Source organism: Actinoplanes subglobosus, from assembly GCF_042650585.1.
Lineage (GTDB): Bacteria > Actinomycetota > Actinomycetes > Mycobacteriales > Micromonosporaceae > Actinoplanes > Actinoplanes subglobosus.
Genome location: NZ_JBHSBL010000019.1, coordinates 270,437 through 296,236, shown reverse-complemented (window position 1 = coordinate 296,236; position 25,800 = coordinate 270,437). Strand labels below are relative to the sequence as shown.

The 25,800-nt window shown below is 71.1% G+C and carries 28 protein-coding genes; 10 read left to right on the top strand and 18 right to left on the bottom strand.

The genetic code is table 11. From position 1 onward, the window contains the following. The 4 genes from ACFO0C_RS26865 to ACFO0C_RS26850 are packed head-to-tail and all read right to left on the bottom strand — an operon-like array spanning nucleotide 1 to nucleotide 3,722. A complete protein-coding gene (locus tag ACFO0C_RS26865) occupies nucleotides 1-1,020 on the bottom strand; it encodes a phosphotransferase family protein (RefSeq protein WP_378069461.1) in 1,020 nt (339 codons plus the stop codon). Further along, the gene (locus ACFO0C_RS26860; RefSeq protein ID WP_378069460.1) at nucleotides 1,017-1,751 is read right to left on the bottom strand and encodes an SDR family oxidoreductase; all 735 of its coding nucleotides are present in this window, start codon (nucleotides 1,749-1,751) and stop codon (nucleotides 1,017-1,019) included. Before ACFO0C_RS26860 ends, ACFO0C_RS26865 begins: the two co-directional genes overlap by 4 nt. Then, complete coding sequence (locus ACFO0C_RS26855; protein ID WP_378069459.1) at nucleotides 1,744-2,517, bottom strand: SDR family NAD(P)-dependent oxidoreductase; 774 nt, start codon at nucleotides 2,515-2,517, stop codon at nucleotides 1,744-1,746. The genes ACFO0C_RS26860 and ACFO0C_RS26855 overlap by 8 nt, the downstream gene beginning before the upstream one ends. Beyond that, nucleotides 2,514-3,722: an acyl-CoA dehydrogenase family protein gene (locus tag ACFO0C_RS26850; protein WP_378069458.1), complete on the bottom strand. Its 1,209-nt coding sequence runs from the start codon at nucleotides 3,720-3,722 to the stop codon at nucleotides 2,514-2,516. Before ACFO0C_RS26850 ends, ACFO0C_RS26855 begins: the two co-directional genes overlap by 4 nt. Before the next feature lie 156 nt (nucleotides 3,723-3,878). Here ACFO0C_RS26850 and ACFO0C_RS26845 point away from each other — a divergent pair, with 156 nt between their 5' ends. After that, entirely contained in the window at nucleotides 3,879-4,805 is a 927-nt protein-coding gene (locus tag ACFO0C_RS26845; RefSeq protein ID WP_378069457.1) for a hypothetical protein, read from the top strand. Between the two features lie 70 nt (nucleotides 4,806-4,875). On the opposite strand, the gene ACFO0C_RS26840 is transcribed toward ACFO0C_RS26845, so the two are convergent. Next, nucleotides 4,876-5,580: an alpha/beta fold hydrolase gene (locus tag ACFO0C_RS26840; protein ID WP_378069456.1), complete on the bottom strand. Its 705-nt coding sequence runs from the start codon at nucleotides 5,578-5,580 to the stop codon at nucleotides 4,876-4,878. 76 nt (nucleotides 5,581-5,656) lie between these two features. On the opposite strand from ACFO0C_RS26840, the gene ACFO0C_RS26835 reads away from it, so the two are divergent. Then, complete coding sequence (locus ACFO0C_RS26835; RefSeq protein ID WP_378069455.1) at nucleotides 5,657-6,154, top strand: SigE family RNA polymerase sigma factor; 498 nt, start codon at nucleotides 5,657-5,659, stop codon at nucleotides 6,152-6,154. Further along, the gene (locus ACFO0C_RS26830; RefSeq protein WP_378069454.1) at nucleotides 6,151-6,951 is read left to right on the top strand and encodes a hypothetical protein; all 801 of its coding nucleotides are present in this window, start codon (nucleotides 6,151-6,153) and stop codon (nucleotides 6,949-6,951) included. Before ACFO0C_RS26835 ends, ACFO0C_RS26830 begins: the two co-directional genes overlap by 4 nt. A 6-nt stretch (nucleotides 6,952-6,957) precedes the next feature. Here ACFO0C_RS26830 and ACFO0C_RS26825 read toward each other — a convergent pair whose 3' ends face one another. Together ACFO0C_RS26825 and ACFO0C_RS26820 are read right to left on the bottom strand one after the other, a co-directional pair. Next, complete coding sequence (locus tag ACFO0C_RS26825; RefSeq protein WP_378069453.1) at nucleotides 6,958-7,920, bottom strand: helix-turn-helix domain-containing protein; 963 nt, start codon at nucleotides 7,918-7,920, stop codon at nucleotides 6,958-6,960. Nucleotides 7,921-7,929: 9 nt separating this feature from the next. Next, on the bottom strand, nucleotides 7,930-8,910 hold the full coding sequence (locus ACFO0C_RS26820; protein WP_378069452.1) for an alpha/beta hydrolase: 981 nt from the start codon (nucleotides 8,908-8,910) through the stop codon (nucleotides 7,930-7,932). Between the two features lie 238 nt (nucleotides 8,911-9,148). Between ACFO0C_RS26820 and ACFO0C_RS26815 the strand changes: the two genes are divergently transcribed. Together ACFO0C_RS26815 and ACFO0C_RS26810 are read left to right on the top strand one after the other, a co-directional pair. Next, nucleotides 9,149-9,517 carry a hypothetical protein gene (locus tag ACFO0C_RS26815; RefSeq protein WP_378069451.1) on the top strand — a complete coding sequence of 123 codons (369 nt, stop codon included), beginning with the start codon at nucleotides 9,149-9,151 and terminating at the stop codon, nucleotides 9,515-9,517. Continuing rightward, nucleotides 9,514-11,430 carry a caspase family protein gene (locus tag ACFO0C_RS26810; RefSeq protein ID WP_378069450.1) on the top strand — a complete coding sequence of 639 codons (1,917 nt, stop codon included), beginning with the start codon at nucleotides 9,514-9,516 and terminating at the stop codon, nucleotides 11,428-11,430. Before ACFO0C_RS26815 ends, ACFO0C_RS26810 begins: the two co-directional genes overlap by 4 nt. A gap of 4 nt (nucleotides 11,431-11,434) precedes the next feature. On the opposite strand, the gene rraA is transcribed toward ACFO0C_RS26810, so the two are convergent. From rraA to ACFO0C_RS26790, 4 genes are all read right to left on the bottom strand, one after another. Then, complete coding sequence (gene rraA / locus ACFO0C_RS26805; protein ID WP_378069449.1) at nucleotides 11,435-11,899, bottom strand: ribonuclease E activity regulator RraA; 465 nt, start codon at nucleotides 11,897-11,899, stop codon at nucleotides 11,435-11,437. Nucleotides 11,900-11,983: 84 nt separating this feature from the next. Beyond that, entirely contained in the window at nucleotides 11,984-12,379 is a 396-nt protein-coding gene (locus ACFO0C_RS26800) for a hypothetical protein (RefSeq protein ID WP_378069448.1), read from the bottom strand. A 28-nt stretch (nucleotides 12,380-12,407) separates the two neighbouring features. After that, on the bottom strand, nucleotides 12,408-14,414 hold the full coding sequence (locus ACFO0C_RS26795; protein ID WP_378069913.1) for a hypothetical protein: 2,007 nt from the start codon (nucleotides 14,412-14,414) through the stop codon (nucleotides 12,408-12,410). Between the two features lie 76 nt (nucleotides 14,415-14,490). After that, complete coding sequence (locus ACFO0C_RS26790) at nucleotides 14,491-16,746, bottom strand: ATP-dependent Clp protease ATP-binding subunit (protein ID WP_378069912.1); 2,256 nt, start codon at nucleotides 16,744-16,746, stop codon at nucleotides 14,491-14,493. Between the two features lie 190 nt (nucleotides 16,747-16,936). Here ACFO0C_RS26790 and ACFO0C_RS26785 point away from each other — a divergent pair, with 190 nt between their 5' ends. Further along, on the top strand, nucleotides 16,937-17,665 hold the full coding sequence (locus tag ACFO0C_RS26785; protein ID WP_378069447.1) for a hypothetical protein: 729 nt from the start codon (nucleotides 16,937-16,939) through the stop codon (nucleotides 17,663-17,665). Here the strand turns inward: ACFO0C_RS26785 and ACFO0C_RS26780 are convergent. Both ACFO0C_RS26780 and ACFO0C_RS26775 read right to left on the bottom strand, forming a co-directional pair. Continuing rightward, entirely contained in the window at nucleotides 17,662-18,327 is a 666-nt protein-coding gene (locus ACFO0C_RS26780) for a response regulator (RefSeq protein WP_378069446.1), read from the bottom strand. The two genes, ACFO0C_RS26785 and ACFO0C_RS26780, sit on opposite strands and share 4 nt — an antisense overlap. Continuing rightward, nucleotides 18,315-19,430: a sensor histidine kinase gene (locus ACFO0C_RS26775; protein WP_378069445.1), complete on the bottom strand. Its 1,116-nt coding sequence runs from the start codon at nucleotides 19,428-19,430 to the stop codon at nucleotides 18,315-18,317. The genes ACFO0C_RS26780 and ACFO0C_RS26775 overlap by 13 nt, the downstream gene beginning before the upstream one ends. 108 nt (nucleotides 19,431-19,538) lie before the next feature. Between ACFO0C_RS26775 and ACFO0C_RS26770 the strand changes: the two genes are divergently transcribed. Continuing rightward, complete coding sequence (locus ACFO0C_RS26770; protein WP_378069444.1) at nucleotides 19,539-19,922, top strand: DUF6069 family protein; 384 nt, start codon at nucleotides 19,539-19,541, stop codon at nucleotides 19,920-19,922. 96 nt (nucleotides 19,923-20,018) lie between these two features. Here the strand turns inward: ACFO0C_RS26770 and ACFO0C_RS26765 are convergent, their stop codons facing one another. Further along, complete coding sequence (locus ACFO0C_RS26765) at nucleotides 20,019-20,537, bottom strand: hypothetical protein (RefSeq protein ID WP_378069443.1); 519 nt, start codon at nucleotides 20,535-20,537, stop codon at nucleotides 20,019-20,021. A 608-nt stretch (nucleotides 20,538-21,145) separates the two neighbouring features. Here ACFO0C_RS26765 and ACFO0C_RS26760 point away from each other — a divergent pair. Further along, complete coding sequence (locus ACFO0C_RS26760; RefSeq protein ID WP_378069442.1) at nucleotides 21,146-21,805, top strand: hypothetical protein; 660 nt, start codon at nucleotides 21,146-21,148, stop codon at nucleotides 21,803-21,805. 178 nt (nucleotides 21,806-21,983) lie between these two features. On the opposite strand, the gene ACFO0C_RS26755 is transcribed toward ACFO0C_RS26760, so the two are convergent. Beyond that, nucleotides 21,984-22,355, bottom strand: a complete 372-nt coding sequence (locus tag ACFO0C_RS26755; protein WP_378069441.1) for a DUF1330 domain-containing protein — start codon at nucleotides 22,353-22,355, stop codon at nucleotides 21,984-21,986. A 61-nt stretch (nucleotides 22,356-22,416) separates the two neighbouring features. On the opposite strand from ACFO0C_RS26755, the gene ACFO0C_RS26750 reads away from it, so the two are divergent. Beyond that, complete coding sequence (locus ACFO0C_RS26750; RefSeq protein ID WP_378069440.1) at nucleotides 22,417-22,821, top strand: hypothetical protein; 405 nt, start codon at nucleotides 22,417-22,419, stop codon at nucleotides 22,819-22,821. On the opposite strand, the gene ACFO0C_RS26745 is transcribed toward ACFO0C_RS26750, so the two are convergent. The 3 genes from ACFO0C_RS26745 to ACFO0C_RS26735 all read right to left on the bottom strand — a co-directional run bounded on the left by ACFO0C_RS26745 (nucleotide 22,803) and on the right by ACFO0C_RS26735 (nucleotide 24,860). Continuing rightward, complete coding sequence (locus tag ACFO0C_RS26745; RefSeq protein WP_378069439.1) at nucleotides 22,803-23,570, bottom strand: class I SAM-dependent methyltransferase; 768 nt, start codon at nucleotides 23,568-23,570, stop codon at nucleotides 22,803-22,805. The two genes, ACFO0C_RS26750 and ACFO0C_RS26745, sit on opposite strands and share 19 nt — an antisense overlap. A 106-nt stretch (nucleotides 23,571-23,676) precedes the next feature. After that, the gene (locus ACFO0C_RS26740; RefSeq protein WP_378069438.1) at nucleotides 23,677-24,222 is read right to left on the bottom strand and encodes an alpha/beta hydrolase; all 546 of its coding nucleotides are present in this window, start codon (nucleotides 24,220-24,222) and stop codon (nucleotides 23,677-23,679) included. After that, nucleotides 24,219-24,860: a nucleotidyl transferase AbiEii/AbiGii toxin family protein gene (locus tag ACFO0C_RS26735; RefSeq protein WP_378069437.1), complete on the bottom strand. Its 642-nt coding sequence runs from the start codon at nucleotides 24,858-24,860 to the stop codon at nucleotides 24,219-24,221. Before ACFO0C_RS26735 ends, ACFO0C_RS26740 begins: the two co-directional genes overlap by 4 nt. A gap of 121 nt (nucleotides 24,861-24,981) precedes the next feature. On the opposite strand from ACFO0C_RS26735, the gene ACFO0C_RS26730 reads away from it, so the two are divergent. Then, the gene (locus ACFO0C_RS26730; RefSeq protein WP_378069436.1) at nucleotides 24,982-25,626 is read left to right on the top strand and encodes a hypothetical protein; all 645 of its coding nucleotides are present in this window, start codon (nucleotides 24,982-24,984) and stop codon (nucleotides 25,624-25,626) included. Nucleotides 25,627-25,800 lie beyond the last annotated feature (174 nt).

Sequence of the window (25,800 nt, the reverse complement as noted above, 5' to 3'; positions counted from 1 at the left end):
TCAGTCCTTTCCGCGGATGATCTTCAGGCAGCGGCGTTCCAGCATCAGGCTGGCGATCCAGAAGTGCCGGAACGCCGGGTTGCGGGTCTGCCGGTGGTGGTAGCGGTAATAGATCTGCTGCACGATACCGGCCAGCCGGAACAGCCCGAACACCTCGTGGAACGCGGTCATCCGCAGCCCCGTCCGCGCGTGGTAGTGCTCGACCACCTCGCGGCGCGTCAGCATGCCCGGTGTGTGCGTCGGCTGGCGGCGGAAAGCCCTGAACACCGGGCCGTCGTCGGCCTGCACCCAGTAGGCCAGCGCGCTGCCCAGGTCCATCAGCGGATCACCGAGCGTGGCCATCTCCCAGTCGAGCAGCGCCACCGGCCGGGCCGGGTCGTCCGGGTCGAAGACCACGTTGTCGAACCGGAAGTCGTTGTGGATCAGGCAGATCCGCTGTTCGGCGGGCTGGTTGGCCTCCAGCCAGGCGATGACCTCCGCAAAAGAGCCGACATTCCGGGTACGGGCCGCCCGGTAACGCTCCGACCATCCGGCCACCTGCCGCCCCACATAGCCGGTGCCCTTGCCCAGGTCGTCCAGACCGGCCGCGGCCGGGTCGATGCCGTGCAGGCCGACGAGCAGGTCGATCACGCCGGTGCAGAGCCGGCGGACCTGCTCCGGCGGCAGGTCCACGCCGAGTTCCCGGCGCGGGATGTGACCGTGCACCCGCTCCATCACGTAGAACGGGGAACCGATCACCGACTCGTCCTCGCAGAGCGCGACCATCGCCGGCACGTACGGGAAGACCGGGGCCAGGGCGGACTGGATCCGGTACTCCCGCGACATGTCGTGGGCGGTCGCGGCCTTCCGGCCCTTCGGCGGGCGGCGCAGGATCAGGTCCCTGCCGTCCACGCTGAGGAGATAGGTCAGGTTCGACGCACCGCCGGAGAACTGTCGTACCTCCGGCGTGGTTTCCAGACCGAGCCAGGCGGCCACCGCACCGACGTCGAAGGCGTCCTCCGCGCGGACCGGCCCGGTCACACCATCCGCCGCACGACGGAGAGGGGGAGCAGCCGCATCGCCGCGCCGATCGGCACCCACGGCCACGCCGGGACGTAGGCCTTGGCCTTACGTTTCTCGATCGCCGCGACCATCGCCCGGACACCCGTGGCGGTGTCCACCATGAAGGGGGTCTGCTGTTGCACGTGCTCGTTCATCTCCGACCGGATGTAACCGGGGTAGATCACCGACACGTCGACTCCGGGGATCCGCTCCGACCGCAGTCCCTCGGCCATCGCCGCGACACCGGCCTTGGTGGCGGCGTAGGTGGTCATCGACCTCCGCATGCCACGCAGCGCCGACATCGACGAGATGATCACCAGGTGGCCGCGTCCCTGGGCGCGGAAGATCTCCAGCGCCGCCTCGGCCTGGGCCAGCGCCCCGAGGAAGTTGACCCGTGCGGTGGCCCGGTTGGCGTCGGGCCGCCCGGTGCCGAGCGGGGCGCCCTTGCCCAGCCCGGCGTTGACGATCACCCGGTCGATCCGGCCGAAATCGGCGGCGAAGTCGTGGAACACCGTGAAAACGGCGTCGTCGTCGGTCACGTCGAGCTGCTTCACGATCACCTTCACCGGCAGCTCGGCGGCCAGCTTCGCCAGCCGGTCCACACGGCGGGCACACAGCGCCAGGTCGTAACCGAGGGCCGCGAACTGCCGGGCCATCTCCTCACCCAGGCCCGCGCTGGCCCCGGTGATCAGGACGACACCCTTACTCATGCGGGACCTCGGCTCGCTCGTCCCGGCGGATCTTCGCGCCCAGGGCGAACATCTTCCGGTCGTAGAGGAACCGGGCGAACCGCTTGGCCCGGTAGGCGACCCGTCCGTCCGAGTCCGGCAGGATCAGGAACCTACGGGCGTCCACGTCGCGTACCACCCGGGCGGCGATCTCGTCGGCACCCCGGCGGGCCCCGTTGATCAGCCGGACCGCGCCCTGCTCCATCTGCGGGTCGTCACCGGAAAGCGACTGCGCCAGGTTGGTGCGGAAGAAGGACGGGCACACCACCGACACCGCCACACCCCAGGCGCCCAGCTCGTAACGCAGCGACTCGGACAGCGCGACCACCGCCGCCTTGCTCGCGTTGTAGCTGCTCATCGACGGCGGGTGCATCAGGCCGGCGGCCGACGCCACGTTCACGATGTGACCGGAGCCCTGCTCCTTGAACAGGGGAGTGAAGGTGCGGCACCCGGTGACCGCACCCAGCACGTTCACCGTCAGCACCCGCTGCCAGTGCTCGGCGCTGAGCCGGTCGATGCGCCCACCGGCGGCGATGCCCGCGTTGTTGACCAGGATGTCCAGGCCGCCCAGCTCGTCACGGACCCGTTCCAGGGCGGCCGCCCAGTCGGATTCGGAGGTGATGTCGAGCCGGTCCGGCGCCTGCAGGTTCACGTCGGTGACGAGCACCCGGTCGCCGCGGGCGGTGAAGCGGGCGGCCAGCGCGGCACCCAGGCCGGAGGCGCCGCCAGTGATCAGGACACGTTTCATCGGGATGCTCCATGGTGGGCGAGTTCGAGTCGGGCTATCAGACCACGGTGCACCTCGTCCGGGCCGTCCGCGATCCGCACCGCGCGGGCCGCCGTCCACGCCGAGGCGAGCGGGAAGTCACTGGACAGGCCGGCGCCGCCGTGGATCTGCATGGCGAAGTCGATCACCTGCTGTGCGACGTTCGGCGCGGCCACCTTGATCTGGCTGACCTCCGACAGCGCGGCCATCGGACCACCGGTGTCCAGTTTCCAGGCCGCGTGCTGGATCAGCAGCCGCGTCGAGTTGATCGCGATCCGGGCGTCGGCGACGCGTTCCCGGTTACCGCCCAGATTCATGATCGGCTTGCCGAAGGCGTTACGGGCCAGGCCACGCTCGCACGCCAGGTGCAGGGCCCGCTCGGCCAGCCCGATCATCCGCATCGCGTGATGCACCCGCCCCGGCCCGAGCCGGCCCTGCGCGATCGCGAACGCCTGCCCCGGACCGGCGATGATGTTCGCCGCCGGGACGCGGACGCCGGTGAACGACACCTCGCCGTGCCCGAACGGCTCGTCCAGGAAACCCATGGTGTCCAGCATCCGCTCGACCTTCACCCCCGGCGTGCCGATCGGCACCAGGACCATCGAGTGCCGGGCGTGGCGGTGCGCGCCCGGATCGGTCAGGCCCATCACGATCAGCACCCGGCAGTCCGGGTGGCCGACACCGGTGGTCCACCACTTGCGGCCGTCCAGCACCACGTCGTCACCGTCGAGCACTGCGGTGAGCTGCATGTTCGTGGCGTCCGACGACGCGACGCCGGGCTCGGTCATGGCGAAACCGCTGCGGATCGTGCCGTCCAGCAGCGGGGCCAGCCAGCGTTCCCGCTGCTCCGGCGAGCCGTACTTCTCGAGGACCTCCATGTTCCCGGTGTCGGGCGCGTTGCAGTTGAACACGTACGGCGCCAGGAACGACCAGCCGGTGGCCTCGGCGATCGGCGCGTAGTCGACGTTGCTCAGCGCCGCGAACAGGTTCCACAGGCCACGCTCGCGGGCCCGTCGCTGCAGCTCCCGCACCTCGTCCGGCACGGCCCACGACACCGGCTCACCGGCCCGGCGCGCCCGCGCGGCACGTTCCTGCAGGTCCTGCTCGACCGGCGCGACCTCGGCGTCGATGAAGTCCCGCACCGCCCCGGTCAGTTCCGCGGCCCGCGCGGAGGGGGAGAAGTCCATGCCCACACGCTAAGACCCGGCCTCCGGCCGGACTTGATCCAAAGCGACAAACATTTGATGCTGTACGACACCAGGCGCCCCGTTCGCACGCAAGAGGCATCGTCGCGTCCCGTATCTCATGGACGGCGACCGATGAGGCGGCGCATCATCGGTCCCGTGACCGGCGCCGACCCTCCCGCCTCCTCGTTCACCGCGTCCTTCGCCGCCTACTTCCACGCGCCGTCGCCCTTTTCCGGCTCGGTCGGAGAGTCGCCTGCTGCTTCGGTCCTCATCTCGGCGTCTGCTTCGGTCTTCGACTCGTTGTTCGGCCCGGACGAGCGGGCGCTGCTGCGCTGGCTGGCCCCGCAGGTCGACGGGGCCGCGCTCGACGAGATCGCTGCCGGGGACTACGGCTTCCACACCTCGGAGTACCGGGAGGAATTGTCCGAGCTGACCCACAGCCCGTGGCTGCCGGACACACTCCCGTGGAATCCCGGCGAGGTCCTGACTCTGCGCCGGTCGAGGCAACCGGCTGACTCTCGCGATCACGTGATCCGGATGTTCGTGTGCATGTTCCTGGTCCGTGCGTCGACGGCCAACGCGGACCCGGCCGACTCCCTGGCCCCGTTGGTCGACTCGGCGTTCGCATTCGGCGAACCTGCCCACGATGTCACCGTCAGCTTCGTGGCCTGGTGCCGTCTGAACCTGCCGGGCGACTGGCCGGACGACCCGTCCTCGCCGATGTTCCTCACTCTGGCGCTGCTCCTGATGTCAGCCCCGACCGAGGCCGCCCCGGCGCTGGCGGCTGTCCTCCTGGCCGAACTCGACACGGTGCTGACCGACCCGGACCTGCCGTGGCGCCGCCGCCCCCGTTCACCCCTGTTCACCCGCCGAACCTCCGACGACAGCGCCACCCGCCGCCTGTGGTCCGACCTCGTCACCCGCCACCTGCTCGTCAACCCCGCGGTGACCGATCCGCGCTTGACGGAGGTGGGCCGTTACCTGTCCGGCGAGTCCACCACCCCGATCGCCGACCTGCGTGCCCTGTTCCCCGGAGCAGCCTCCGCCGTCTCGCCCGACGGCGAGAGCCTCCGACAGCCGTGACTGTCGACGTCTGCCGGGTCGCCCCGCCCGGATCTTGACCGTTTTGCCACCGTTTTCGGTGGTCAGGCGGTCAAGATCGGCCCGTGGTGCAGGCGTCCGTGACGATCGTGGTCCACACCTCGGGGTGGGCGGACCAGAAGTCGTGCGGCACGCCCGGGACCGTGGAGAACCGGCCGTTGCGGACCACCGCGGCGACCTGCGCCAGCGGCCACGACGGCCGGATGTCGTCGCCGGCGGCGATCAGGTGGATCGGGACCTCGCAGTCGGCCAGGCCACGCCACAGGCCCGGACCGTGGATCCAGTCACCGAACGAGGCACTCAGCGCCGCATGCACGTCCCGCGCACATTCGATGTCGACGCCCGGATCGACAGCGCGGCCCGCCTGGTACGCCTCCGACCAGGTGCGGTCCCGCTGCGGACCCCGCCCGGCCACCCCGACCAGCCCCGCCACCGACGATGGGTGCGAGACCGCATACCGCAGGCCCAGGTCGCTGCCCCACGAATGCCCCAGCACGATCCACCGGGCCACACCGGCCGCCACACGGATGCCCTCCAGATCGGCGATGGCCTGCTCCATCGTGTGCGGGCCGCCACCGGAACGGCCGACTCCCCGCGGCTCCGGGAACCAGGCACGATGGCCGCGTGGTGCGAGCTCGTCCCGCTCCAGGTACTGCACGCAGCCGGGCCCGCCGCTCAGGACGACCACATCGGGGCCACTGCCGGTCACACCGACGTGAAGCGACACCGTTCCGGCCGGGATCATGCGGGACTCCATCGTTGTCAACCTACGCCGTGCAACCTCGGTGGCGGGTGTTTCCGTCGTGCCCGCGGAGACCTGTGGGAGGAGGGCCGTGAAAGGGTCCGAGGAGGACGAGTTCCGGGAGTTCGTCGGCATCCGGATGGAACGGTGGCGGCGTGCCGCGTTCCTGCTGTGCCACGACTGGCATCTGGCCGACGACCTGGTCGGGACCGTCGTGGGCAAGCTCTACGAGAACTGGCGGCGGGTGTCGGCCGCCGACAACCCGGAGGCGTACGCCCAGCGCGTACTGACCCGGGCCTGGATCGACGAGCGCCGCCGGCCGTGGCGTCGTGAACACCCGGCCGAGGATGTGCCCGACCCGGGATGGACCCCACCGGACCAGGTCGGCGACCGGGAGCAGCTGATCGGTCTGCTGTCGCGGCTGGGCCGGAGGCAGCGGGCCGTCGTCGTCCTGCGCTTCTACCTCGACCGGTCGGTGGAGGAGACCGCGGAGCTGCTCGGAGTGTCCGCGGGAACGGTCAAGAGCCAGTCGGCGCGGGCTCTGGAGGCTCTGCGCGCGGTCAGTTACGCAACGGGGAGGCACCAGTGAACCAGGATCTGCTCGACCAGCTCATCGGCGCGGCACCACCGTCCACCGTCGACGTGGAGCGGGTCGTACGGCGTACCCGCAGGCGCCGTCGTCTCCGTCATCTGGCGGTCGGCGGGTCCACTGCGGTGGCCGTCGTCGCCACGATCGCCGTCGCCGCGAGCCTCCTGCCGGGCCCCGAGCCCGTGCCCGCACCGCCGGCTGCCGCCGCGTCGCCGTCGGTTCCGGTGTCGCCCAGTCCGTCGGTGATGGCGCTGGAGTCGGCGACCGAGGCCGGCCGGCAGCGGATCCTCGACCGGTTGCGGACCGTCCTGGAGCAGTCGGCGGCCGAACACGCCCCGGGCGTCCGGTGGATCTACATGCCGGACGAACCGGGGGAGAAGCGTGTCCCGGACGGGCATCCGGTGATGTTCGCGCTGGACGACGACACGTTCCGGGCCCGGTCGGGTGTCACCGCCGACGGGCGCAAAGGCGGGTTCTACCTGTCGCTGCGGGCCACCGGCTGTGCGGCGGGACAGTCGTGCGAGCCGTTCTACGAGTGTGCGCCACCGATCGTGGACTGCCGGGAGACCCGGACCGCGTCCGGTCTGCGACTGGTCCGGTACGTCGACGAGCCCGGCAAGGGCTGGCGGTTCTACGGCGTCGACGTCGAACTCGCCGACCGGAAACACGCCGTGCGGCTGAGCGCCGTCAACTACTTCGGTGGCGACGGCAGCGAACCGTCGGCCCCGGCGCCGGTGTTCACCCGCACGCAGCTGGACGCGATCGCCACCGCCATCGCCGAGACGATCACCGGCTGAGCGCGGTCAGGGATGGTGGTGCAGGCGGCGCAGGACCAGGGCCAGGTGGGCGCGGAACAGGCCCTCCGGGTCGCGCAGACTCCAGCCGATCAGGTGCTCGGCCTGCACGACCCGGTCCTGCAGCGTCGAATGGTGCAGCCGTAGCCGGGCGGCGGCGGCACGGAGGCTCGGCGCGGACGTGACCGCGTGCAGGGTCGCCAGCAGCCACGGGGCGGCCGCCTGCTCCAGGACCCGGACGTCTGGTACAGCACCGGGTTCGGGAATCCGCGTCAACGCCGCCAGCGAGCCCAGCCGATCGTACGAAATGGTGGGGTCTCCGGGGTCGTCGTCAGTGCCGGCGGCGGTGAACCGGACCGCGACGCGTGCCCTCTCGTGCGAGACCGGAAGGTCGAGGACCGGCAGGGCCGGGCCGATACCGGCCCGCAGCGGCGGCGGATCCGCGTCACCTTTCAGAACACGGATCCCACCGCCGAAGAGCGCCATCGCGTACGCCGTACCGTCCACCGCCAGACCGAGGAGCCGGGCGGCCCGCAGCCGGGCGTCCGCCGGAGCCGACGCGTCGACGAGCAGCTCGACCATCGCCGGCTGGTCGGCGGCCGGCGCGCGCCCCCGGGTCCGGTCGAGCACCGTCCGGGCGGCCGCCGCGGCCCGTTCCAGCACCATCGCGTCGACCGGCCCGGCCGCACCGGCACGCTCCAGCCGCAGCGTGGCCGTGCCCGCCTCGGCGCCCGGCCAGCCGTCGTCGACGCGCCCGTCGGGTTCGGCGGCACCGTCCGGCAGCATCCGGATGTGCACCCGCCGGGCCGTGTCGTCGAGCCGGGCCGGACAGCCGGCCAGCACCGCCGCGCCGCGCACGATGCTCGGCAGCCCGGCGCCGGCCTCGACCAGCCCGTCGAAGTAGGCGATCACCCGGACGGCCGCGCTGGCGTCGGCGTCCAGCGCGGCCAGACGTACCGCCAGGTCCTTCATGCCGCAACGCTAGGCGTTCAGCAGGCGGTTCAGCCACCGGAACCGGGCCTGGCGCGCGTCCTGGGAGAGCACCGCGGCCGGCGCCATCATGTCGAACCCGTGGAACGCGCCCGGCCACACGTGCAGTTCGGCGCGCCCACCGGCCTGCCAGATCCGGCTCGCATACGCCACGTCCTCGTCCCGGAACGTCTCCGCGCTACCCACGTCGATGAACGCGGGCGGCAGGTTCCCCAGGTCCGCGGCCCGCGCCGGCGCCGCGTACGGCGACACGTCCGGACCACCCGCCGCCGCACCGAGCAGCGCACCCCATCCGGTCCGATTCGCCGTGCGGTCCCACACCCCCAGACCCTCCATCTGTACGGCGGACAGGCTCTCGTTCCGGTCGTCGAGCATCGGGCAGATCAGCAGCTGTCCGAGCAGCTCCGGCCCACCCCGATCGCGCGCCATCAGTGCCAGTGCCGCCGCGAGCCCGCCGCCGGCACTGCCACCCGCGACGATCAGCCGTGCCGGGTCGAAGCCGAGTTCCGCGGCGTGCTCCGCGGTCCACAGCAGGCCCGCGTAGCAGTCGTCCACCGGGCCGGGGTGCGGGGTCTCGGGGGCGAGCCGGTACTCCACCGACACCACGACCAGGGCGAACTGTTCGGCGAAGTCCAGCATCAGGTCGATGCCGGCCCGGTTGTCGCCGAGGATCATCCCGCCGCCGTGGGTGTGGTACAGGCACCCGGTGATCGGGGTGGCCGCCGCCGGCCGGCAGATCAGCAGCGAGACGTCCGGGTCACCGCCGAGGCCGGGAACCGACCGTTCCTCGACCGTGAACTTCCCGTCGCGCCGCAGGTCGTCGTCGGTGATGGTGCCCATGACGGCGGAGCCCTGCCGCATCAGCGGGATCATCTCCGGGGTCAGCGAGGGCGGCAGCTGCTCCCCGAGGACGGCCAGGGCAGCGCCGAGCTCGGCATCGAACGGGGGAGGAGAGGGCACGACAGCGGTCACGAACGGCCTCCTTGATGAACAACCGGTCACCACCGTGTGACCGGTGTCACCAGCATGGTCCGCACCCGGGCCCCGATCGAGCGCCATCCGGCGGATTCGCCCCGCCATCCGGCGGGTCGAATTTTCCGCGCCGCGCCACCCATGGGGGTCGTCCGAGTGGTTGAGGCATTGGTCCCGAACAACCACTACTGTCTATCTGATTCCTCACTCATGATCCTTGACCGAATTGGTGCGATCTATGGAACCGGCAACGATTGATGTGCGGATCGTCTGTTCGGACACCGACGACGAAGACATTCACGAGCTCGCGCAGAACCTCCGTGAGGCCCTTCTCGACACCGACGTCGACGACGTCCGCCAGGGCACATCCGGCCCGGCACCGGCCGGCGCCAAGTCCGGTGAGGTCCTCGCCGTCGGCGCCCTCCTGGTGACGCTGGCCCCGCCCGTGGTCGAGAACCTGATGGTCGTCATCGCGTCGTGGCTCAGCCGCCAGCCCAACGATGTCGAACTCGAGATCGACGGCCAGCGCTTCCGCGGGCAGGTCACCCGACCACAGAGAGACCAGCTGGTCTCCGCCTACCTGCGGCGCCTCGAACGCGAGTCGTGACCGGCTCCTCCCCGCGGCGGCGAGCTCTCCTCCTCGGATGCGGCACCTTCGCCGACCCGACGCTGGCCCCGCTGCGCTCGCCGCGACAGGACGTGAACGAGCTGGCCGGAGTGCTGCGTGACCCCGACCGGTGCCGCTACGCCGTGACCGCCAGGGTCGACTGCACGAGTCAGGACGCTCGGCGCGAGATCGAGGGGTTCTTCGCCGCCGCCCGGCCCACGGACACCATGAGCCTGCTTTACCTGTCCTGCCACGGTGTGCAGGACCGGCAGGGCCGGCTCTACTTCGCCTTCACCGACACCGAACGCGACCTCCTCGGGTCGACCGCGGTGTCGGCCGAGTGGGTCCGCGACTGCATCCACTCCAGCCGGTCGAAAGCGACGCTCGTCCTCGTCGACTGCTGCTTCAGCGGCGGTTTCATCAAAGGCATGCGCAGCCGGTCGTCCGGTGCCAACGTCGAGTCGCTTGTGCAGGAGGTGCCGCCCGGCACCGGCGTCGCGGTCCTCACCGCGTCGGGCGACACCGAGGCGAGCTTCGAGGACGCGCAGTCGCCGGTCGTCGGCCCGTCCTACTTCACCGGGGCGCTGATCAGCGGCATCACCTCCGGGCAGGCCGACCGCAACCGTGACGGGCGGATCACCGCCGACGAACTCTATGACTACGTGTACGACGAGATCCGTCGCGGGCCGTCACCGCAGCGGCCACGCCGCCTCGGGTCGGGCGAGGGCGCTCTCGTCGTAGCCGACGCCGCCTTGTCCACGCCGCCGCCCGTCCCGGTCACGACCGCCGTGCCTCGGGCACGCACCCTGATCGCGCAGGGGGTCCTGGGCTGGGTCTCGTTCGACGGTCAGTGGCTGGTACTCGGCAAGAACGGCGTCGGCCACATCTACAAGGGTGAGCGCCGTTACCACGTCCGCGAGCTGTCCGGGGTGGCGATGAAGGCCGCCACCCGGCTGCACCACGGATACCTCCAGGCGATCCTTCCCGGGGTCACACCCGCGCCGGTCGTCCGCTTCGGCCCGAACGCGGGCCGGCCTCCCCTGACCGACGACGACACGATCTCGTTCGCCCACTCCGCCAACGACGCGATCATCAAGATCCGCGACGCGCTGCAGGACGCCATCAGTGGCGTCACCCGGCCACCCCCGGTGAGCTTTTCCCGGGGCCCGTCGGCGGACGTCAGCCGATCCACGCCGGCCCGGGCGGACACCGACCCGGGCCACGTCGGCCGCGAGGCCGACCACCACCGTGGGACCCGCGAGGGTGCCCGCATGGCCGCCACACTGCCGTTGGCGGCGCTCGCTGATCTGAGCCTGCGCCATTTCGACGTCGTCCTGTGGCTCACGCCGTGGCGGCAGCGGTCCTCCGGCCCTGTGCCGCCCTGGCTCGTCGAACTCGCCGGATACCTCGGCGGCCACGCCGCGCCGGCCGGTTCGACGAACTCGGGCTTCACCCCGAGCCCCGCCTACCTCAGCGGCTTCTGCGCGGGGCTGCGCGACACGTGGAACGACGCGGTCTCGGGCGGCCTGCTTCCGGCGGACCGGACCGCCCTGAGCTGGTGGATGGCCCAACCCGCCGGGTGGCTGCGAGCGGGATCGGTCAACGCCGACGCCACCATCGCGGACCTGACCAGGGCCCGCCGCGGGGCGAAGCGGATCGCGGCCACCAAGCAGGCAGCACGAATCGTCCTGTGGGTGACCACCGGCATCTTCGCGCTCATGGAGATCGCCGCCATCGCCATCAGCATCGAGGGAGGCTGGACCGACGAGACCGGCAACGTCGCGGCCGACCAGCGGACGAACACGATCGGCGCCAACCTCGCCTGCTCGATCCCGCTGCTCATCCTGTGCACGATGGTGGTCGTCGACCTGCGACGCTCCCGCCGGACCGTACCGCCGCCGGCCGATCAGTAACGGATCAGTCCAGGACGACCACGCCGTCGTCGTCGCTGAAGACCTGGGCGCCCGGGGTGAACGTGCAGTTGCCGAACTGCAGGGGCACGTCGCGCTCGCCGGAGCCGGTCTTGCCGCTCTTGCGCGGGTTGGAGCCGAGCGCCTTGATGCCGACCGGCAGCTCCCGCAGCGCGGCCACGTCACGGACCGCGCCGTTGATGATCACGCCGGACCAGCCGTTGGCGACGGCCAGCCCGGCGATGATGTCGCCCATCAGTGCCGTGTGCACCGAACCGCCGCCGTCGACGACCAGCACCCGGCCGTCGCCCGGCTCGGACAGCACCGACTTGAGCAGGGCGTTGTCCTGGAAGCAGTACACGGTCACGGCCCGGCCACTGAACACGGCCACCCCGCCGTACTGCCGGAACTGGGTGTCGCAGGAGCCGAGCTTGTCGCCGTGCTCGTCGTACAGGTCCGCGGTGCTCGTCATGGTTTGTCCTTTCCGGTGTGGCTTCGTAAGGAGCATAGGTACCGTGACGCACCGAGGCGGTCGCGGCCGGGCCCGGTCCGGACGTCAGAGGTTGTTGATCCGGGCCAGGAGCTCCGCCTCGGTCAGGTTCTCCAGGACGGCGTCCTGCTTGCGGCCCAGGACCGCCAGCAGCTTCTCCTTCTCCAGCTTCTTGGCCGCCGCCGCCTTCGCCGCCTCGTCCTCGGCGAGCCGGAAGGCGATGACGTGCTTGACGACTTCCAGCTTGGTCTCCAGGGTCGTCTTGGCCGGATTGGTCTCGGTGGCCACGAACGACTCGGTGTCGATGGCCTTGAGCTCGGCGTTCACCGCCTTGGCCACGTCGTCGAGGCTGAAGCCGGACTTGGCGGTGAGCGGAAGCTCCCAGAGCTGTTCGGTGTTCAGCAGGCCCTTGGCCGACGGGTAGCGGAACTTCTCCCGCGTGGCCTTCTCGAAAATGGTCACGATCGCCTCTCGGATGTCGGGTCGGGAATCAGAACTGGATGCTGACGAGGCGGCGCCGCCCGCCGGTCATGGTCACCTTGGCGACCACCGAGTTGCGGACCGTGGAGCTGAAGCCGAGGCCGGACAGCTGATCCGGGGACGGCTCGCACTTGGTGCGGTCGCCGAGAACCTCGAACACCTTGCGGTGGGGCTGCAGGTCGCCGCGGAGGAACTCGTTGTAGATCCCCCGGGCCGGCTGGTCGTTCTCGCAGCCTTTGAGCATGAAGAAGTAGTGCCGGTTGCCGACCTCGTTGTCGTCGAAATGGTTCGGCGAGTACATGACGGTGGACACCGGCACGAACTGTTCGGTGGTGACACCCCACACGTCCTTGGCCGCGTTGCCGTGCCGCATGTCGGTTCCCGGCCGGAAAGCGGTGATCACCTCGCCGGCGACCGTCATCCTGCCCACCTCGACGGTCTCCTTCTGGCCGACCGCACGGTCGTGGCGGTAATGCTCGATCCGCCCGTTGCTCTCGGTCTCGATCACGAAGCCGCCGTCGCCGGTGTCCCGCTTGCGGAACTGGTTCACCTCGATCCGGTACTCGCCGTCGGCGATCCGGCCGGCCCAGGTGACGTTCTCCACCGGCTCGCGGGACAGGGGCGAGGACGCGTTCATGTCGACGTCCAGCTTGTCGCGCTTGTCCTGGTACCAGATGTGGGTGCCGTCGGGCTCGTACACGTGCAGGTCGAGGTCGTCGTGGTTGAACCAGGACAGGCTCACCCGCACCTTGCCGGTCACGTTGCCGCCGGCACGCTTGACCCGCTCCCTGATCGAGTCGGTGACGTTGCCGCCGTACGACCAGCCGAAGTCGTTGTTCCAGCGGAACAGTCGCGGGGCATCCGGGTTCCGGCCGGTGGTGAGACTGACGAAGTGCGGTTCGTGGCTGTTGGCGACCCACAGGTCGATGCTCGCGGCCCCGGGCAGGATGTCCTTCATGAAGGTGATCACCGGGATCTCCTCCGGCTTCGCGTCCCGGAGGCGCGCACCGGGCGACGTGGTGGCAGCCTGCATGAGCAGCCCTTCGAGGCCGTCCTTCATCCGCGACTGGGTGTCGTTGTCGACCCACAGCACGTTGGTGACCGACACGTCGGACAGCCGGGCGAACCGCCGCTGCAGCGACTCCTCGATGCCCAGCTCGTCGATGGTCCGCATGGCCGCCTTGACCATGGCCGGGGTGATCAGCGCCGTGGGGCGCTGGTAGTTCTGCGGCGCCACCTTCGTCTCGAACGCGCGGACCGCCTGCTCCAGGTCGACGCCCGCGGAGAGGTCCTGAACGAGGGTGCCGATGACCGTGTTGCGGAACCGGGCCGCCGGGTTCACGGCGTTGGCGAACACGAAGGCCCGCCCGTCGGCCGCCTCCGTCCACCGGTTCCGCAGCGACCGGAACTCGGTCACCGCCCGGTGGTGCTCCTCGCCGCGGTAGAGGGCGTTGTCGTCGATCAGGTCGATGACGGTGTCCAGAGCGTCCAGGGTCAGCTCGGCCAGACCGCGCTGGAACACCTGCACCGCGGCGTCGAAGGTGCCCCGTGCCGCGCCGACGTCCGGGGTGCGGTACCGCTTCTCCACCTGTCCGTGCAGGTGGTCCCACACCTCGACCTTGCCGTCGCGCAGCGCCCGGGTCGTCTTCGCGCCGTACTGCGCCTCGGCGGAGCGGAAAATACCGGACAACGGAAGCGTGCCCACGAATTCGTCCATTGCCGCGGCGACGACGGAGAAGACCGGATCAGAGGCGGAGACCCCCGACCAGACGGTACGCACGTGCCCGTCGCGGATCTCGACGACGTTTCCGAGGTTCTTCACGAATCCGCGGCAGGTCGAGCAGTCGTACGCGGACCGCTCACGGAACCGCGGATTCGTGCCGGCGGGAAAGGATTCGAGAAAGGTGAGCCAGAGCGAATCCCGGTCGAGCCCGTCGCCGACGACGTACAACTCGCCCTTGGACATCGCGGACAGACGCGACGCCACGTCCGCCGTGAACTGCTGGAAATCGTCCACCGTGTCACCCTCCTGGATCACCGGAGATCCTATGGACCCCCGGCGATCGGAGAAACGCATTTTGATCGGCCGGCCGTCACCGCCCCGCGGGAACAGCTCCCCGGAAGACCAGACCGTCGTCGTCGTGGTCGACGACGACTGTCTGGCCCGGGCGCAGCTCGTTGAACAGGATCTGCTCCGACAGGGCGTCCTCCAGCTCCCGCTGGATGGTCCGGCGCAGCGGCCGCGCCCCCAGCAGCGGGTCGAAACCCTTCGCCGCCAGGTGCCGGCGGGCCGCATCGGTGAGTTCCAGGGTGATGTCCCGGTTCCTCAGCTGTGCCTGGATGCGGGCGGTGAACACGTCGACGATGGTGAGGATCTCCGGCTCGCGCAGCTGGTGGAAGACGATCGTGTCGTCGATGCGGTTGAGGAACTCGGGCCGGAAGTGCTGCTTCAGCTCGTCGGTGACCCGCGCCTTCATCACCTCGTAGGCCGACTCGGGTGCCGAGGCCTGGAAGCCCAGGGTCCGGCCCACCTGCCGGGTGCCGAGGTTGCTGGTCAGGATGATCACGGTGTTCTTGAAGTCGACGATCCGGCCCTGACCGTCGGTGAGGCGCCCGTCCTCGAGGATCTGCAGCAGCGTGTTGAACACGTCCGGATGAGCCTTCTCGATCTCGTCGAACAGCACCACCGAGAACGGCTTGCGGCGGACCTTCTCGGTGACCTGACCGCCCTCGTCGTAGCCGACGTACCCGGGCGGGGCGCCGACCAGCCGCGACATCGTGTGCCGGTCGTGGAATTCGGACATGTCGAGCTGGATCAGCGCGTCCTCGGAGCCGAACAGGAACTCCGCGAGCGCACGGCACAGTTCGGTCTTCCCGACGCCCGACGGGCCGGCGAAGATGAACGACCCGGCCGGTCGTTTCGGATCCTTCAACCCCGCGCGGGTACGCCGGATCGCGCGCGCCACCCCACGAACGGCATCGTCCTGCGCGACGACCCGGCGATGCAGCTCGTCCTCCATGTGCAGCAGCCGGGCCGTCTCCTCCTCGGTGAGCCGGTGCACCGGGATCCCCGTCCAGTGGCCCAGCACCTCGGCGATCTGCTCGTCACCGATCTCCTCCGGTGGCGTGTCCCCGCCGCCGGGGCGCAGCTGTGTCCGCGCACCGGCCTCGTCGATCAGGTCGATCGCCTTGTCCGGCAGGAACCGGTCGGCGATGTACCGGTCGGCCAGTGTCGCCGCCGCCACGAGTGCCGCGTCGGTGTAGGTGACCCGGTGGTGCGCCTCGTAGTGGTCGCGCAGCCCGCGCAGGATCTCGATGGTGTGCGCCAGCGTCGGCTCGCCGACCTCGATCGGCTGGAGACGACGTTCCAGTGGCTTGTCCTTGGCGACGAACTTGCGGTACTCGTCCACGGTGGTCGCGCCGACCAGCTGGAACTCGGAACGGGCCAGCGGCGGTTTGAGGATGCTGGCGGCGTCGACGGCCCCCTCGGCGGCACCGGCCCCGACCAGGGTGTGCACCTCGTCGACGAACAGGATCACGTCGCCTCTGGTCCGTACCTCCTTGAGAATCTTCTTCAGACGCTCCTCGAAGTCGCCGCGGTAGCGGGAGCCGGCGACCAGCGAACTCATGTCGAGGGTGTAGAGCTCCTTGCCCCGCAGCGTGTCCGGGACGGCGCCGCTGACGATCGCCTGCGCCAGGCCTTCGACGGCGGCGGTCTTGCCGACGCCCGGCTCACCGATCAGGACCGGGTTGTTCTTGCGGCGGCGCGACAGCACCTGCACCACCCGTTCGATCTCCAGGTCCCGGCCGATCACCGGGTCGAGCCGGCCCTCACGGGCGTCCTGGGTGAGGTTGCGGCCGTACTGGTCGAGGACGGTGTCCCGGACCGGGGCCGGCGGGGGTGCCGCCGCGGGGCTTCCGGCGAGCAGCTGGATCACCTGCCGGCGCACCCTGTCGCGGTCGGCGCCCAGCTTGACCAGGACCTGCGCGGCGACACCCTCGCCTTCGCGGAGCAGGCCGAGCAGGATGTGCTCGGTGCCGATGTAGTCGTGGCCCAGCCGGAGGGCTTCCCGCAGCGACAGTTCGAGGACCTTCTTGGCCCGCGGGGTGAACGGGATGTGGCCGCCGGCGACCTCCGGGCCCTGGCCGATGATCTCCTCGACCTGCCGGCGGACGGCCTCCAGCGAGGCTCCCAGGGCCTCCAGCGACTTCGCGGCCACCCCCTCGCCCTCGTGGATCAGGCCGAGCAGCAGGTGTTCCGTACCGATGTAGTGGTGGTTGAGCGTCCGGGCCTCTTCCTGGGCCAGGACGACGACACGGCGGGCGCGGTCGGTGAAGCGTTCGAACACGGCACTCACGTCCTCAACGCGAAGCCCCACGCACTCCGCCGGAGAAGACAGGCTGAAGTCGTGTGCGCTGAGTCTGAGCCTCTTGGCGTGGGGCGGCGCCCGCGTGGGGGGCATCGCTACGCTCGTGCAGGCGCGCTGCTCCCCGAGAGTACAACGGAATCAGACCCACGAAGAGTCAGGGAGGCCACCCATGACCGGTACCCGCACCCGCCGGCCCGTTCCTGACCGCGCCCGCAAAAGGGCCATCCGGGCGCTCGCCGCCCAGCTCGGCGTGTCCTACTCGGTGGCCGCCCGGCTGATCGCCGACGAGCATCGCGCCTGGATTTTCGCTGCTCGCGAACAACGCACCTTCCACGCCCGGGTGACCGACACCCGACTCGCGGTGGATCTTCCGCTCGGCCGGGCTGCGCACCTGGTCCGCCGGTTCCCTCCGATGCGGGCGTTCGGCCCGCTCTACACCGGCGAGGCCCGCGAGACCGTCCTCGGCGTGCTGTTCGCGGTGATCCTGCACGAGTCGCCCGAGCTGCTGCCACCCGCCGATGAGCTGGCGTGGGCGGCCGAGCTGGGGGAGGAGTCGGCCGTCGACATCACCTGCGCGGCCGTCGACCGGGCCGCTCGGCTGCTGCTCGACGGCGACCGGTGGCGGCTGTGGGCCCGCGTCGACGCCGCCCTCGCCTCCTGGGAGTCCGGCAGCGACCGGCGGCTGCGCGACGCGGCGATCACGCTCGGCCGGGTGCTGCGGTCGACCAGCCTGCGCGCCTCGGTCGACGGGGCACGGCAGATCCTCGACGCGGTGCTCGTCGAGCCCTACGAGGGGGATCCGCCCGGCGCCCGCATCGTCGTCGACGACCGCACCCGCACGGTAACCGGGGTCCGCTGGGAGCACACCGGCCCGCCCACCGGTTACGACGTGCGCTAGGCCAGACCCGCGTCGTGGGCCAGCAGGGCGATCTGGGTGCGGTTGTCCAGGTCCAGCTTGGTCAGGATGTGCGACACGTGGCTCTTCACCGTGGCCAGGGTCATGTCCAGCGCGGCGCCGATCTCCGCGTTGCCGTGGCCCTGCCCGATCGCCACGACCACATCCCGCTCGCGGGGACTGAGCGCCGCCAGCGTGGCACGGGCCTCCGCATACGCCCCCGCCTGCACCGCGACCCGGTCCATCAGGCGCCGGGCGACCCGTGGGGACAGGATCGGCTCACCGGCCGCGACCTGCCGCACCGCCTCGGCGATCCGGGCCGGTGGGGTGTCCTTCAGCAGGAAGCCGCTGGCCCCGGCGCGCAGCGCGTGCAGGATGTTCTCGTCGGTGTCGAAGGTCGTCAGCATGATCACCTCCGGTGGCCGCGGCCGGGCCCGGAGCCGTCTCGTCGCGGTGATCCCGTCGACCCGGGGCATCCGCACATCCATCAGCACCACGTCCGGCGCGTGCGCGTCGGCGGCGGCCTGCACCTGGTCGCCGTCGGACGCCTCACCCACCACCACGATGCCGGGAGCGCCGTCGAGCATCATCGTCAGCCCGGCACGGACCAGCGCGTCGTCGTCGACGACGAGCACCCGCACCGGCCGGTCGGTCACGCCGGCCATGGTATCGACGCGTGCAGCCGGAACTCGCCGCCGGTCTCCTGATGGTCGAGGGTGCCGCCGGCCAGGTGCACCCGCTCGGTCAGCCCGACCAGTCCGGCCCCACCCGGCGGCAGGTCACCCTTCACCGCCAGCGGATTGCGCACGTCGACCTGCAGGCCCACTCCCGGCCCGCCACTGACCGTCACCCGGACCGTCTGCCCGGCGGCGTGCTTACGGGCGTTCGTCAGACCCTCCTGCACCACCCGGTACGCGGTCCGCGCCACCGCCGGTGGGGCCTGCGCCGGATCGTCCACCGTCTCCCGCAGCAGCACCTCGGCGCCCGCCTCCCGCGACTCCGCCACCAGCCGCGGCACGTCGGCCAGCACCGGCTGCGGATGCCGCCCGTCCCCGGTGTCGTCCTCCCGCAGCAGGCTGATCACCTCGCGCAGCTCCTCCAGGGCCTGGTGGACACCGCCGCGCACCACACCGGCCGCCCGCGACATCTGCTCCGGCGGCGCGTCCGGGCGGAACTCCATCGCCCCCGCGAACGTCGCCAGCAGCGACAGCCGGTGCGCCAGCACGTCGTGCATCTCCCGGGCGATCCGGCGGCGCTCCGACATGCGCGCCTCGGCGACCCGGCGGCCCTGCTCGGCCTCGGCACGCTGCGCCCGCTCCTCCAGCGAGCGGATCAGCGCCTCCCGGGCCCGCGCCCACAGGCCCCAGCCGAGCAGCGCGCCGTAGGCGATCGTCACCAGGGCCAGCCACCAGCCGTACGACATCCCGCCGTTGACCCGCCAGGCACCTTGAACCGCATGCGCGGCGATCCCGCCGGCCGAGACGGCGATCGCGGCCGTCCGGTCCCGTTGCCGGGCCACCTGGAGCGCGCCCATCGTCGCCGGCGGGGTCGCCGCGGGCGACAGCACGGCCAGGACGGTCAGCGCCGCCGTCGCCCCGATCGGCCGCCACACCAGCAGCGGCGTCAGCAGCCAGGCCAGCACACCGACGGCGACGTCGAGCCCCAGCAGCGGATCCGCCGGGTCGCTGCTCCACCGCCCGGCGACGGTGGCCACGATCAACAGGCCGGATCCGCCCAGCAGGCCCGCGAATCCCCATGTCCTTCTCACCGCCCGAGGCTAACCAGCGGACCACCGAAGCCGACACCATCCAAAGTCGGTGGTGCACCGACTCCGGCCGGATGTGGCCGGCCGCCACCGGCCGCCACGCTGACGGGCATGACGAACACCCGAACCACCGGCCGCGCGGTCACCGTCGTGATCGGCGCCGCCGGCGCCCTGCTCCTCTGGGCCGTCGACACCTGGAGCGGCACCGTACCGGCCGTCCGCCAGGGCGACACGGTCCAGCACATCGGCCCGGCCGCCGTGCTCACCGCCGCCCTCGTCGCCGGCGCCGCCGCCTGGGCGCTGCTCGCCCTGCTGGAACGCGGAACCCGCCACCCGGTCCGCAACTTCCGGATCATCGCGGCGGCGGCACTGCTGATCTCGCTCGCCGGCCCGATGGCCGGCATCGGCCTCGGCAGCCGCCTCGCCCTGCTCGGCCTGCACCTGACCGTCGGCGCCGCGTTGATCCTCGGCTTGCCGGGCCGGCACCGCTGCTGATCCCGCGACGGTACGGCCACCTGCCCCGCATCCCCGCAAAAGGTGTCGTCGGTCGACGTCTCCCGCGGCATTCCGCTGCGTCGCGTCAGGTGACGCTCACGGCCACATCTCCTTGACCAGCGTGGCGGCCTGGGCCTCGGTCAGCGGGATGAGGAAGACCGAGTCACCACCGGGTGACTCCTCGACCTGTGGCGCCGACACCACCCGGTCGCCGACCCGGTAGGCGATCCGGCTCCCGACGGCAGCGTCCATCCACGTGGCGAGCATGACCGCATCCTCCGGCACCAGCTTCACGTTCACGGCGAAGTCGCCGCTCGCGTCGAGGCCCATCTCCACCTTCTCGGCCCGGGTCACGTGGAAGCCGGGCCCGAGCAGGTAACACTCCGGCCCGCGGAGAGCCGGCACCCCCGCCGAGCCGACGCCGCACGCCGTCTCGTCGATCCCCTCGACCACGTGCACCGACACCGGAGTGTTGAGATCCCGCGCCTCGGACAGGGACTCCGGCACGCCGGACCTCGAACTCGAACGGATCGCCGCGATCGACACCGCCGCAGCCAGCACCACCACCAGGCCGATGCCGGCACCGACCGTCCAACCCCGGTGCATTACTGCCATGTTTCGTCCCATCGAAAGATGTCGCCGGATCCGCAGGAATCCGATCATGCCATCCGCCCGCACCCGACGGCCGGACGGCGACCTCCGCCAGGTACTCCGCCTCGGCGACCGAGCCGGCCTCGGTGAGAGGCGCATCCGCCACGCCAGAACCCGATCGAGGGCGAACTCCGTCAGCTCCGGTCCATCGAGGCCACGCCGGCGCGGGACTCCGCGACCTGCTCGCGGTGGTACGCCACCCCTTGGTCCACGGTGTCGCTCTCGCCGGTCAGCATGTCGGCGTCGCGGGGTTCGGTCGTGACGGCCGGCCAGTTCTCCGGGAGTTCACGCCCGCGTCGCCGGGACCGTCGAGGGTCAGAAGCTGTCTTTGATCCCGTTTTTCCAGCTCAGAAGGTGTCCGGGGTGATCTTCATGGTGACGCCCGTACGAACGGCGGCCTGTAGACGGATATGGCCGGCGCCGAAGACGGCCGCGGGTGCCGACGCGAGTGAGGGCTTGCCCCGGGCCCTGCAGGCGCCGGTGCGGTACTTCGCGGAGCAGCACCGAGCGTCCGTGCGATGCAGTATCGGCATGGAGCGACCACAGAGCTCGCGTCGGCGGATCATGGAGGCGTGGATCGGGAGGATTTCGATCGGCTGTGCCGGCGGGTGTACAGCGAGGTGCGCGCCGGAGCCCCGGAATATTCGGACACGTTCGACCTGGCTACCGCGGTGCTGGAGGTCAAGCCGTCGGACCGCGACGCCGCCGAACTGGCGGCGCTGAGTGTCGACGGCGTGGCGGCGAACTGGCCGCGGATGATGGAACTCGCCGACGCCGTGCTGGCCACCGCCTGTTTCGAGCTGGGCCTGTCGGAGGAACCGGCGCGGATGGCCGGCCTCGACGATGCCATGCGGCTGGTCAACCGCGACCTCTCCGCGACCGGTCTGCCCGGATGCCGTCTGCGGTTCATGGATTTCGATCCTGGTCTCGACGAGAACCGCTTCGTGGAGACCTGGGACGGAGAGTTCGGCACGGGTTCGGGGGTTCCCTCGCGTGCCGGGGCCGACCCGGTGTCGGCGCTGGTGGCGGTCGCCGATGACGCGCAGGACGCGGTGGCACACACGATCTGGACGGCCTGGCCGGTGTGCCCCGCGCACCGGCTCGGCGCCCGCGCCCGCCGGTACCGCGAGGCCGCCGTCTGGTGGTGCTCCGGCGACGGCGGCCATGTCGCGGCGGCCGTCGGTCACCTCCCGAGTCTGATCACCGCACCTGGGCCGGAACGAGGAAGGTGACGGGGGCCGCGGCGACGGGTCCGTCAGGCGACGCCCGGCAGCCGGGGATCTCGGCCGGCGTGGGGCCATCTCGAGGTGGAGAGACAGGCTCTCGGGATCAAGCCCTCACGCTGGTAGTCGAGGAAGCCTCCCAGCGCCTCCCGCTCGGAGGAGTGCGTGCGCCTCGCCGCCCACAAAGTCAGACACCCCGCGGATGCTGACAGCGGCCGGCGTCGCGGGCCGCCCGCATCGCGGCGGCGGTCCGGCGGGGATCGTAGCCGGGGGCGACGCCTTCGGCGATGACGACGTCGCCGGTGATGTGGGCGGTGCGCAGCGGCAGGATCTCCTGGTACGCGGGGGACGCATACCAGGCGTGAACGGCGTCCCGGTCCGGGAACGCGACCACGACCAGCGCGCCGGGCCATGCGCCCTCGACGACCTCGACAGCGCTGCCGTGTACGAGGAACCGTCCGCCGTACGGATCCATCGTCTCCTGGATCCTCTCGATGTAGGTGAGGACGTCGTCGTGGTCGGACGGGTCGTGCAGGTGCGCGACGGCATAGGTGGTCATGCGGTGAATCGTCTCGCCGGCGCCCCGTATCGTCGATTACCCGCGAGGTAAAGGACAGGTCATGAGCACGATCATCCGGTTCTTCGTCGCGCCGGACGACGACACGGCTGCCGCCGCCCGGGAGCACGGGCCCGGCAAGGGCGCCGACACGGTGACGTTCGGCAACTTCGACGTCTATCTGGCGCTCGAGGACTGGGAGTGCATTCTCACCGGGCGGGACCTCGGCGACGTGCAGGGCCCGGACGTGCTGGGCGACGACGGCCCGATGGTGCTGGTGGTCCCGTCGGCCCTGACCGAGGCGCTGGCCGGTGACGTCACCGGGGTCGCCGCCCGCTGGAGCGAGCTGCAGGCGGACGAGGGCGAGACGATCGACGAGGAACTGGCCGCGGAGATCGTCGCCGGGGTCGCCGCCCTCGCGGTCCGGGCGCGGCGCATCGGGTCCGGCCTCTACTGCTGGTGGTGCTGAGCGGTGATCAGGACGGTGTGCTTGCGGACGTGGAACGTGCCGTCGGCCGCGATCCGGGCCCGGATCAGATCGCGGGCGGCGGACTCCTGGGCCGCGGTCAACGGCTCGGTCGCGATGCTGGCCAGAAACGCCAGGACCGGCTCGGGACCGGGGACCTCCAGGTCACTGCGGTAACGCTCGGCGGTGACACTGCCGAAACGGCGGGCCAGCATGCCGGGGACGGTCTCGGCGGTGATGCCGTTGTGGACCGCCGACAGGGTCAGGTCGGGGCGGCCGATCGCCGGGCCCAGAGCGGTGATCTCGGTATGGTGCTCGCGGCCGTTCACGGCGACGAACACCCGGCCGCCCGGCCGCAGCACGCGGGCGAACTCGCGCAGCGCCGCCCGCGGATCGTCCAGGTGGTAGAGCATGTGGTTGCCGATCACCGTGTCGAACACGCCGTCACCGAACGGCAGCCGGGCAGCGTCGCACCGGCGGACCACGGCGTCCTCGACCTCGCGCAGCCGGGCGCACATCGCGGGCGAGAAGTCGGTCAGCGTCAGCCGCATCCCACGGCGGGCCACATGCGACCACAGGGCACCCGTGCCGGCGCCGACCTCGAGGACGTCACCGCCGCTCGGCAGCCGCTCGGCCACGAACGCGAACCAGTCCTGCGGGTTCGTGTTGTAGGCGTGCAGGGCCATCCGTGCGGTCAGATTCCCGGTGGTCGCCCCATACTGCTGGACGGCCCGCGCCGACGAGGAGGTCACCACGGGAGGCTATCGGGTGAGGGGCCGCTTCAGCCCGGCGGTCGCTGCAAAGGCCTCGGGGGTACGGAAACCGCGCGCTGACTCACGGGGGCGGCGAAGGTGCGGTTCAGGACTGTTCCGAGCGTACGAGATCAAGGAAGACATCGATCTTCGCCCCGATGTCGGTCAGGACGCCGGTGTAGGCGCCGATCGGGCCCGGCACGCGCATGCTGTGGTCGGCGCCGGGGATCTCCAGGACCGTCTTGCCGGTGGCGTGGGCCGCGGCGGTGTCCCAGAAACGGTCGGCGGTGCCACCGATGAGCAGCGCGGGCGCCGGGTTGGCGGTGATCGCCTTCGCGACGGCCGGGTCGATCAGCAGCGGGGTCAGCCAGATCGCCGGCAGCTGCCGCTCGGCGGCCAGGGCGGCGGCGCGGGTACCGAGCGACTTGGCGATCAGAATCGGACGCGCCGACGGGCCGATGCGGTGCAGGGCGGCCTCGGTGTGCACCCGCACGAACGGTTCCGGGTCGATGTCGAGCAGACCGTCCGGAGCCAGCCAGGTGACCCGCTCGACGGCGTCGCCGTGCCCGGTCAGGACGGCGTCGGCCAGGTCGAACAGGGTGCCCGCGGTGGTGTACAGCCGGCCGGGGACGAGGACAGCGGTGAGTCTCATGTGCGGGGCCAGTCCTTCAGACGGTTGCGGAGGGCGGTGATCGCGGCCCGGTCCAGACCGTAGAGCGCGAACCGGGCGTCGTCGAGACGGTCCAGATAGCGGCCGGCGTCGGCGATGTCCTCCGGGTCGAGTGCCGGGTCGGCGGCGTGCGCCAGCTCCAGGACACGATCCAGGGGATAGCGTTCGAGCGCCGCGGCGACGTCGATGTAGTCCCGAACCTCGCGGCGGTTGACCAGGGCGGCGACCTTCGTGGCGACCAGGTCGTCGAGGTGCATGACCGGGCCCACGTCCATCACCACCGGCGCACGGTGCCGGTCCAGGCGGCACAGGGTGAGGCGCAGAGCCCGGTGCTCGCCCGCCACCAGGAACTCCTGGATGTCGGCGTCCATCCCGGCGAACAGCTCGTCGGCGTCCTCACGGACCACGCGGTAACCGGCGCCGGTCAGTGCCGAGGTGACCTCGCCGGCCGCCGCCTCGACGCCGCCGGCCGTGTCGGTGAACAGGTCGATGTCCTCGGTGGGGCGGGCGACCAGGCCATTGACCAGCCAGGCCACACCGCCGCCGAGAACGAAGCCGTGCTTGTCGGCGACGGCCAGGGCGATGCGGGCCACGTCCCGGTAAAAGTCGTCGACGGTCACCGGGCAAGGTTGGCACACTGCGCGGATGTCCGATGCGAGTGACACCCTGCGATGGCTGAGCGAGGCCGGGATCACCTCACTCGGACCCGGGCGGTGGCACTCCGCCGAAAACGATGGGGAAATGTCGGACAGTGACCTGGCCCATTCGTGGACGGAGGAGATCCTCGGCGATGACGGACTGTCCGCGGTGGACCAGGTCCGGTTGGCGCTGGGACTGCTCGATCTGATCGACGAGTTCGGTGTCGCCATGTGGCTGGCTTTCCACCTGAGTCCCTGGTACCTCGGTTCCACCGATGATCCGGCGGCCGCTGACGCGTTCTGGGCCGGCATGCGGCGGCGACTGGAGGCGCCCGAGGTGGGGTCGCAGTTGCTGTACTCGCTGTGGGTCGAATGGTTCGAGAGCCGGGTCACCGACGCTTGGGCGTTCGCGGAGGTGCTCGGAGGGGATGCGGACCGTCTGCCCGGGGCAGGGCCGGAGTTGCTGCGTCGTGCCGATCGGGTTCTGCGGCATTCGGGGCCGGTGCCGTGGCCGGTGAAACGGCACACCTATGCGACGGCCGCGGCGGTGCCGGCACTGGTTCCGGGGGTGTTCCGGGGGATTCTGGCGAGCTATCACGACTACTACGGTGACCTGGATCCGGGTGAGGCTCTCGCACTCCTCGACCGGCTCGATCTGCCGCCGGACACCGAGCATCTGGCGTCGCTGCGAGCGGTCCTGTCGGTGGGTGCCCGCAACCATTACCGGAATCCCGAGTTGTGGTCGTGAGGCCCTCCCGCGGTTCCTGCGGTGCTCACCCCGGGTCGGACCGCCGGAAATCCCGAGTTGTGGTCGGGAGGCTTTCCCACGAACCGCGGTTCGTGAGGCCCTCCCGCGGCCGGCGGTTCGTGCGGTGCTCACGCCAGGTCGGACCGCCGGAATCCCGTATGGCCGCCCTGAACT

What these genes read in the sequence shown, in the direction of transcription:
- ACFO0C_RS26840 (WP_378069456.1), bottom strand. Translation starts at nt 5,580, where the DNA reads ATGGAGTCCCGCATGATCCCGGCCGGAACGGTGTCGCTTCACGTCGGT.
- ACFO0C_RS26765 (WP_378069443.1), bottom strand. Translation starts at nt 20,537, where the DNA reads ATGGCAGTAATGCACCGGGGTTGGACGGTCGGTGCCGGCATCGGCCTG.
- ACFO0C_RS26855 (WP_378069459.1), bottom strand. Translation starts at nt 2,517, where the DNA reads ATGAAACGTGTCCTGATCACTGGCGGCGCCTCCGGCCTGGGTGCCGCG.
- ACFO0C_RS26825 (WP_378069453.1), bottom strand. Translation starts at nt 7,920, where the DNA reads ATGAAGGACCTGGCGGTACGTCTGGCCGCGCTGGACGCCGACGCCAGC.
- ACFO0C_RS26770 (WP_378069444.1), top strand. Translation starts at nt 19,539, where the DNA reads ATGACGAACACCCGAACCACCGGCCGCGCGGTCACCGTCGTGATCGGC.
- rraA (WP_378069449.1), bottom strand. Translation starts at nt 11,899, where the DNA reads ATGACGAGCACCGCGGACCTGTACGACGAGCACGGCGACAAGCTCGGC.
- ACFO0C_RS26780 (WP_378069446.1), bottom strand. Translation starts at nt 18,327, where the DNA reads ATGGCCGGCGTGACCGACCGGCCGGTGCGGGTGCTCGTCGTCGACGAC.
- ACFO0C_RS26740 (WP_378069438.1), bottom strand. Translation starts at nt 24,222, where the DNA reads ATGAGACTCACCGCTGTCCTCGTCCCCGGCCGGCTGTACACCACCGCG.
- ACFO0C_RS26850 (WP_378069458.1), bottom strand. Translation starts at nt 3,722, where the DNA reads ATGGACTTCTCCCCCTCCGCGCGGGCCGCGGAACTGACCGGGGCGGTG.
- ACFO0C_RS26815 (WP_378069451.1), top strand. Translation starts at nt 9,149, where the DNA reads ATGGAACCGGCAACGATTGATGTGCGGATCGTCTGTTCGGACACCGAC.
- ACFO0C_RS26860 (WP_378069460.1), bottom strand. Translation starts at nt 1,751, where the DNA reads ATGAGTAAGGGTGTCGTCCTGATCACCGGGGCCAGCGCGGGCCTGGGT.
- ACFO0C_RS26730 (WP_378069436.1), top strand. Translation starts at nt 24,982, where the DNA reads ATGTCGGACAGTGACCTGGCCCATTCGTGGACGGAGGAGATCCTCGGC.
- ACFO0C_RS26755 (WP_378069441.1), bottom strand. Translation starts at nt 22,355, where the DNA reads ATGACCACCTATGCCGTCGCGCACCTGCACGACCCGTCCGACCACGAC.
- ACFO0C_RS26750 (WP_378069440.1), top strand. Translation starts at nt 22,417, where the DNA reads ATGAGCACGATCATCCGGTTCTTCGTCGCGCCGGACGACGACACGGCT.
- ACFO0C_RS26785 (WP_378069447.1), top strand. Translation starts at nt 16,937, where the DNA reads ATGACCGGTACCCGCACCCGCCGGCCCGTTCCTGACCGCGCCCGCAAA.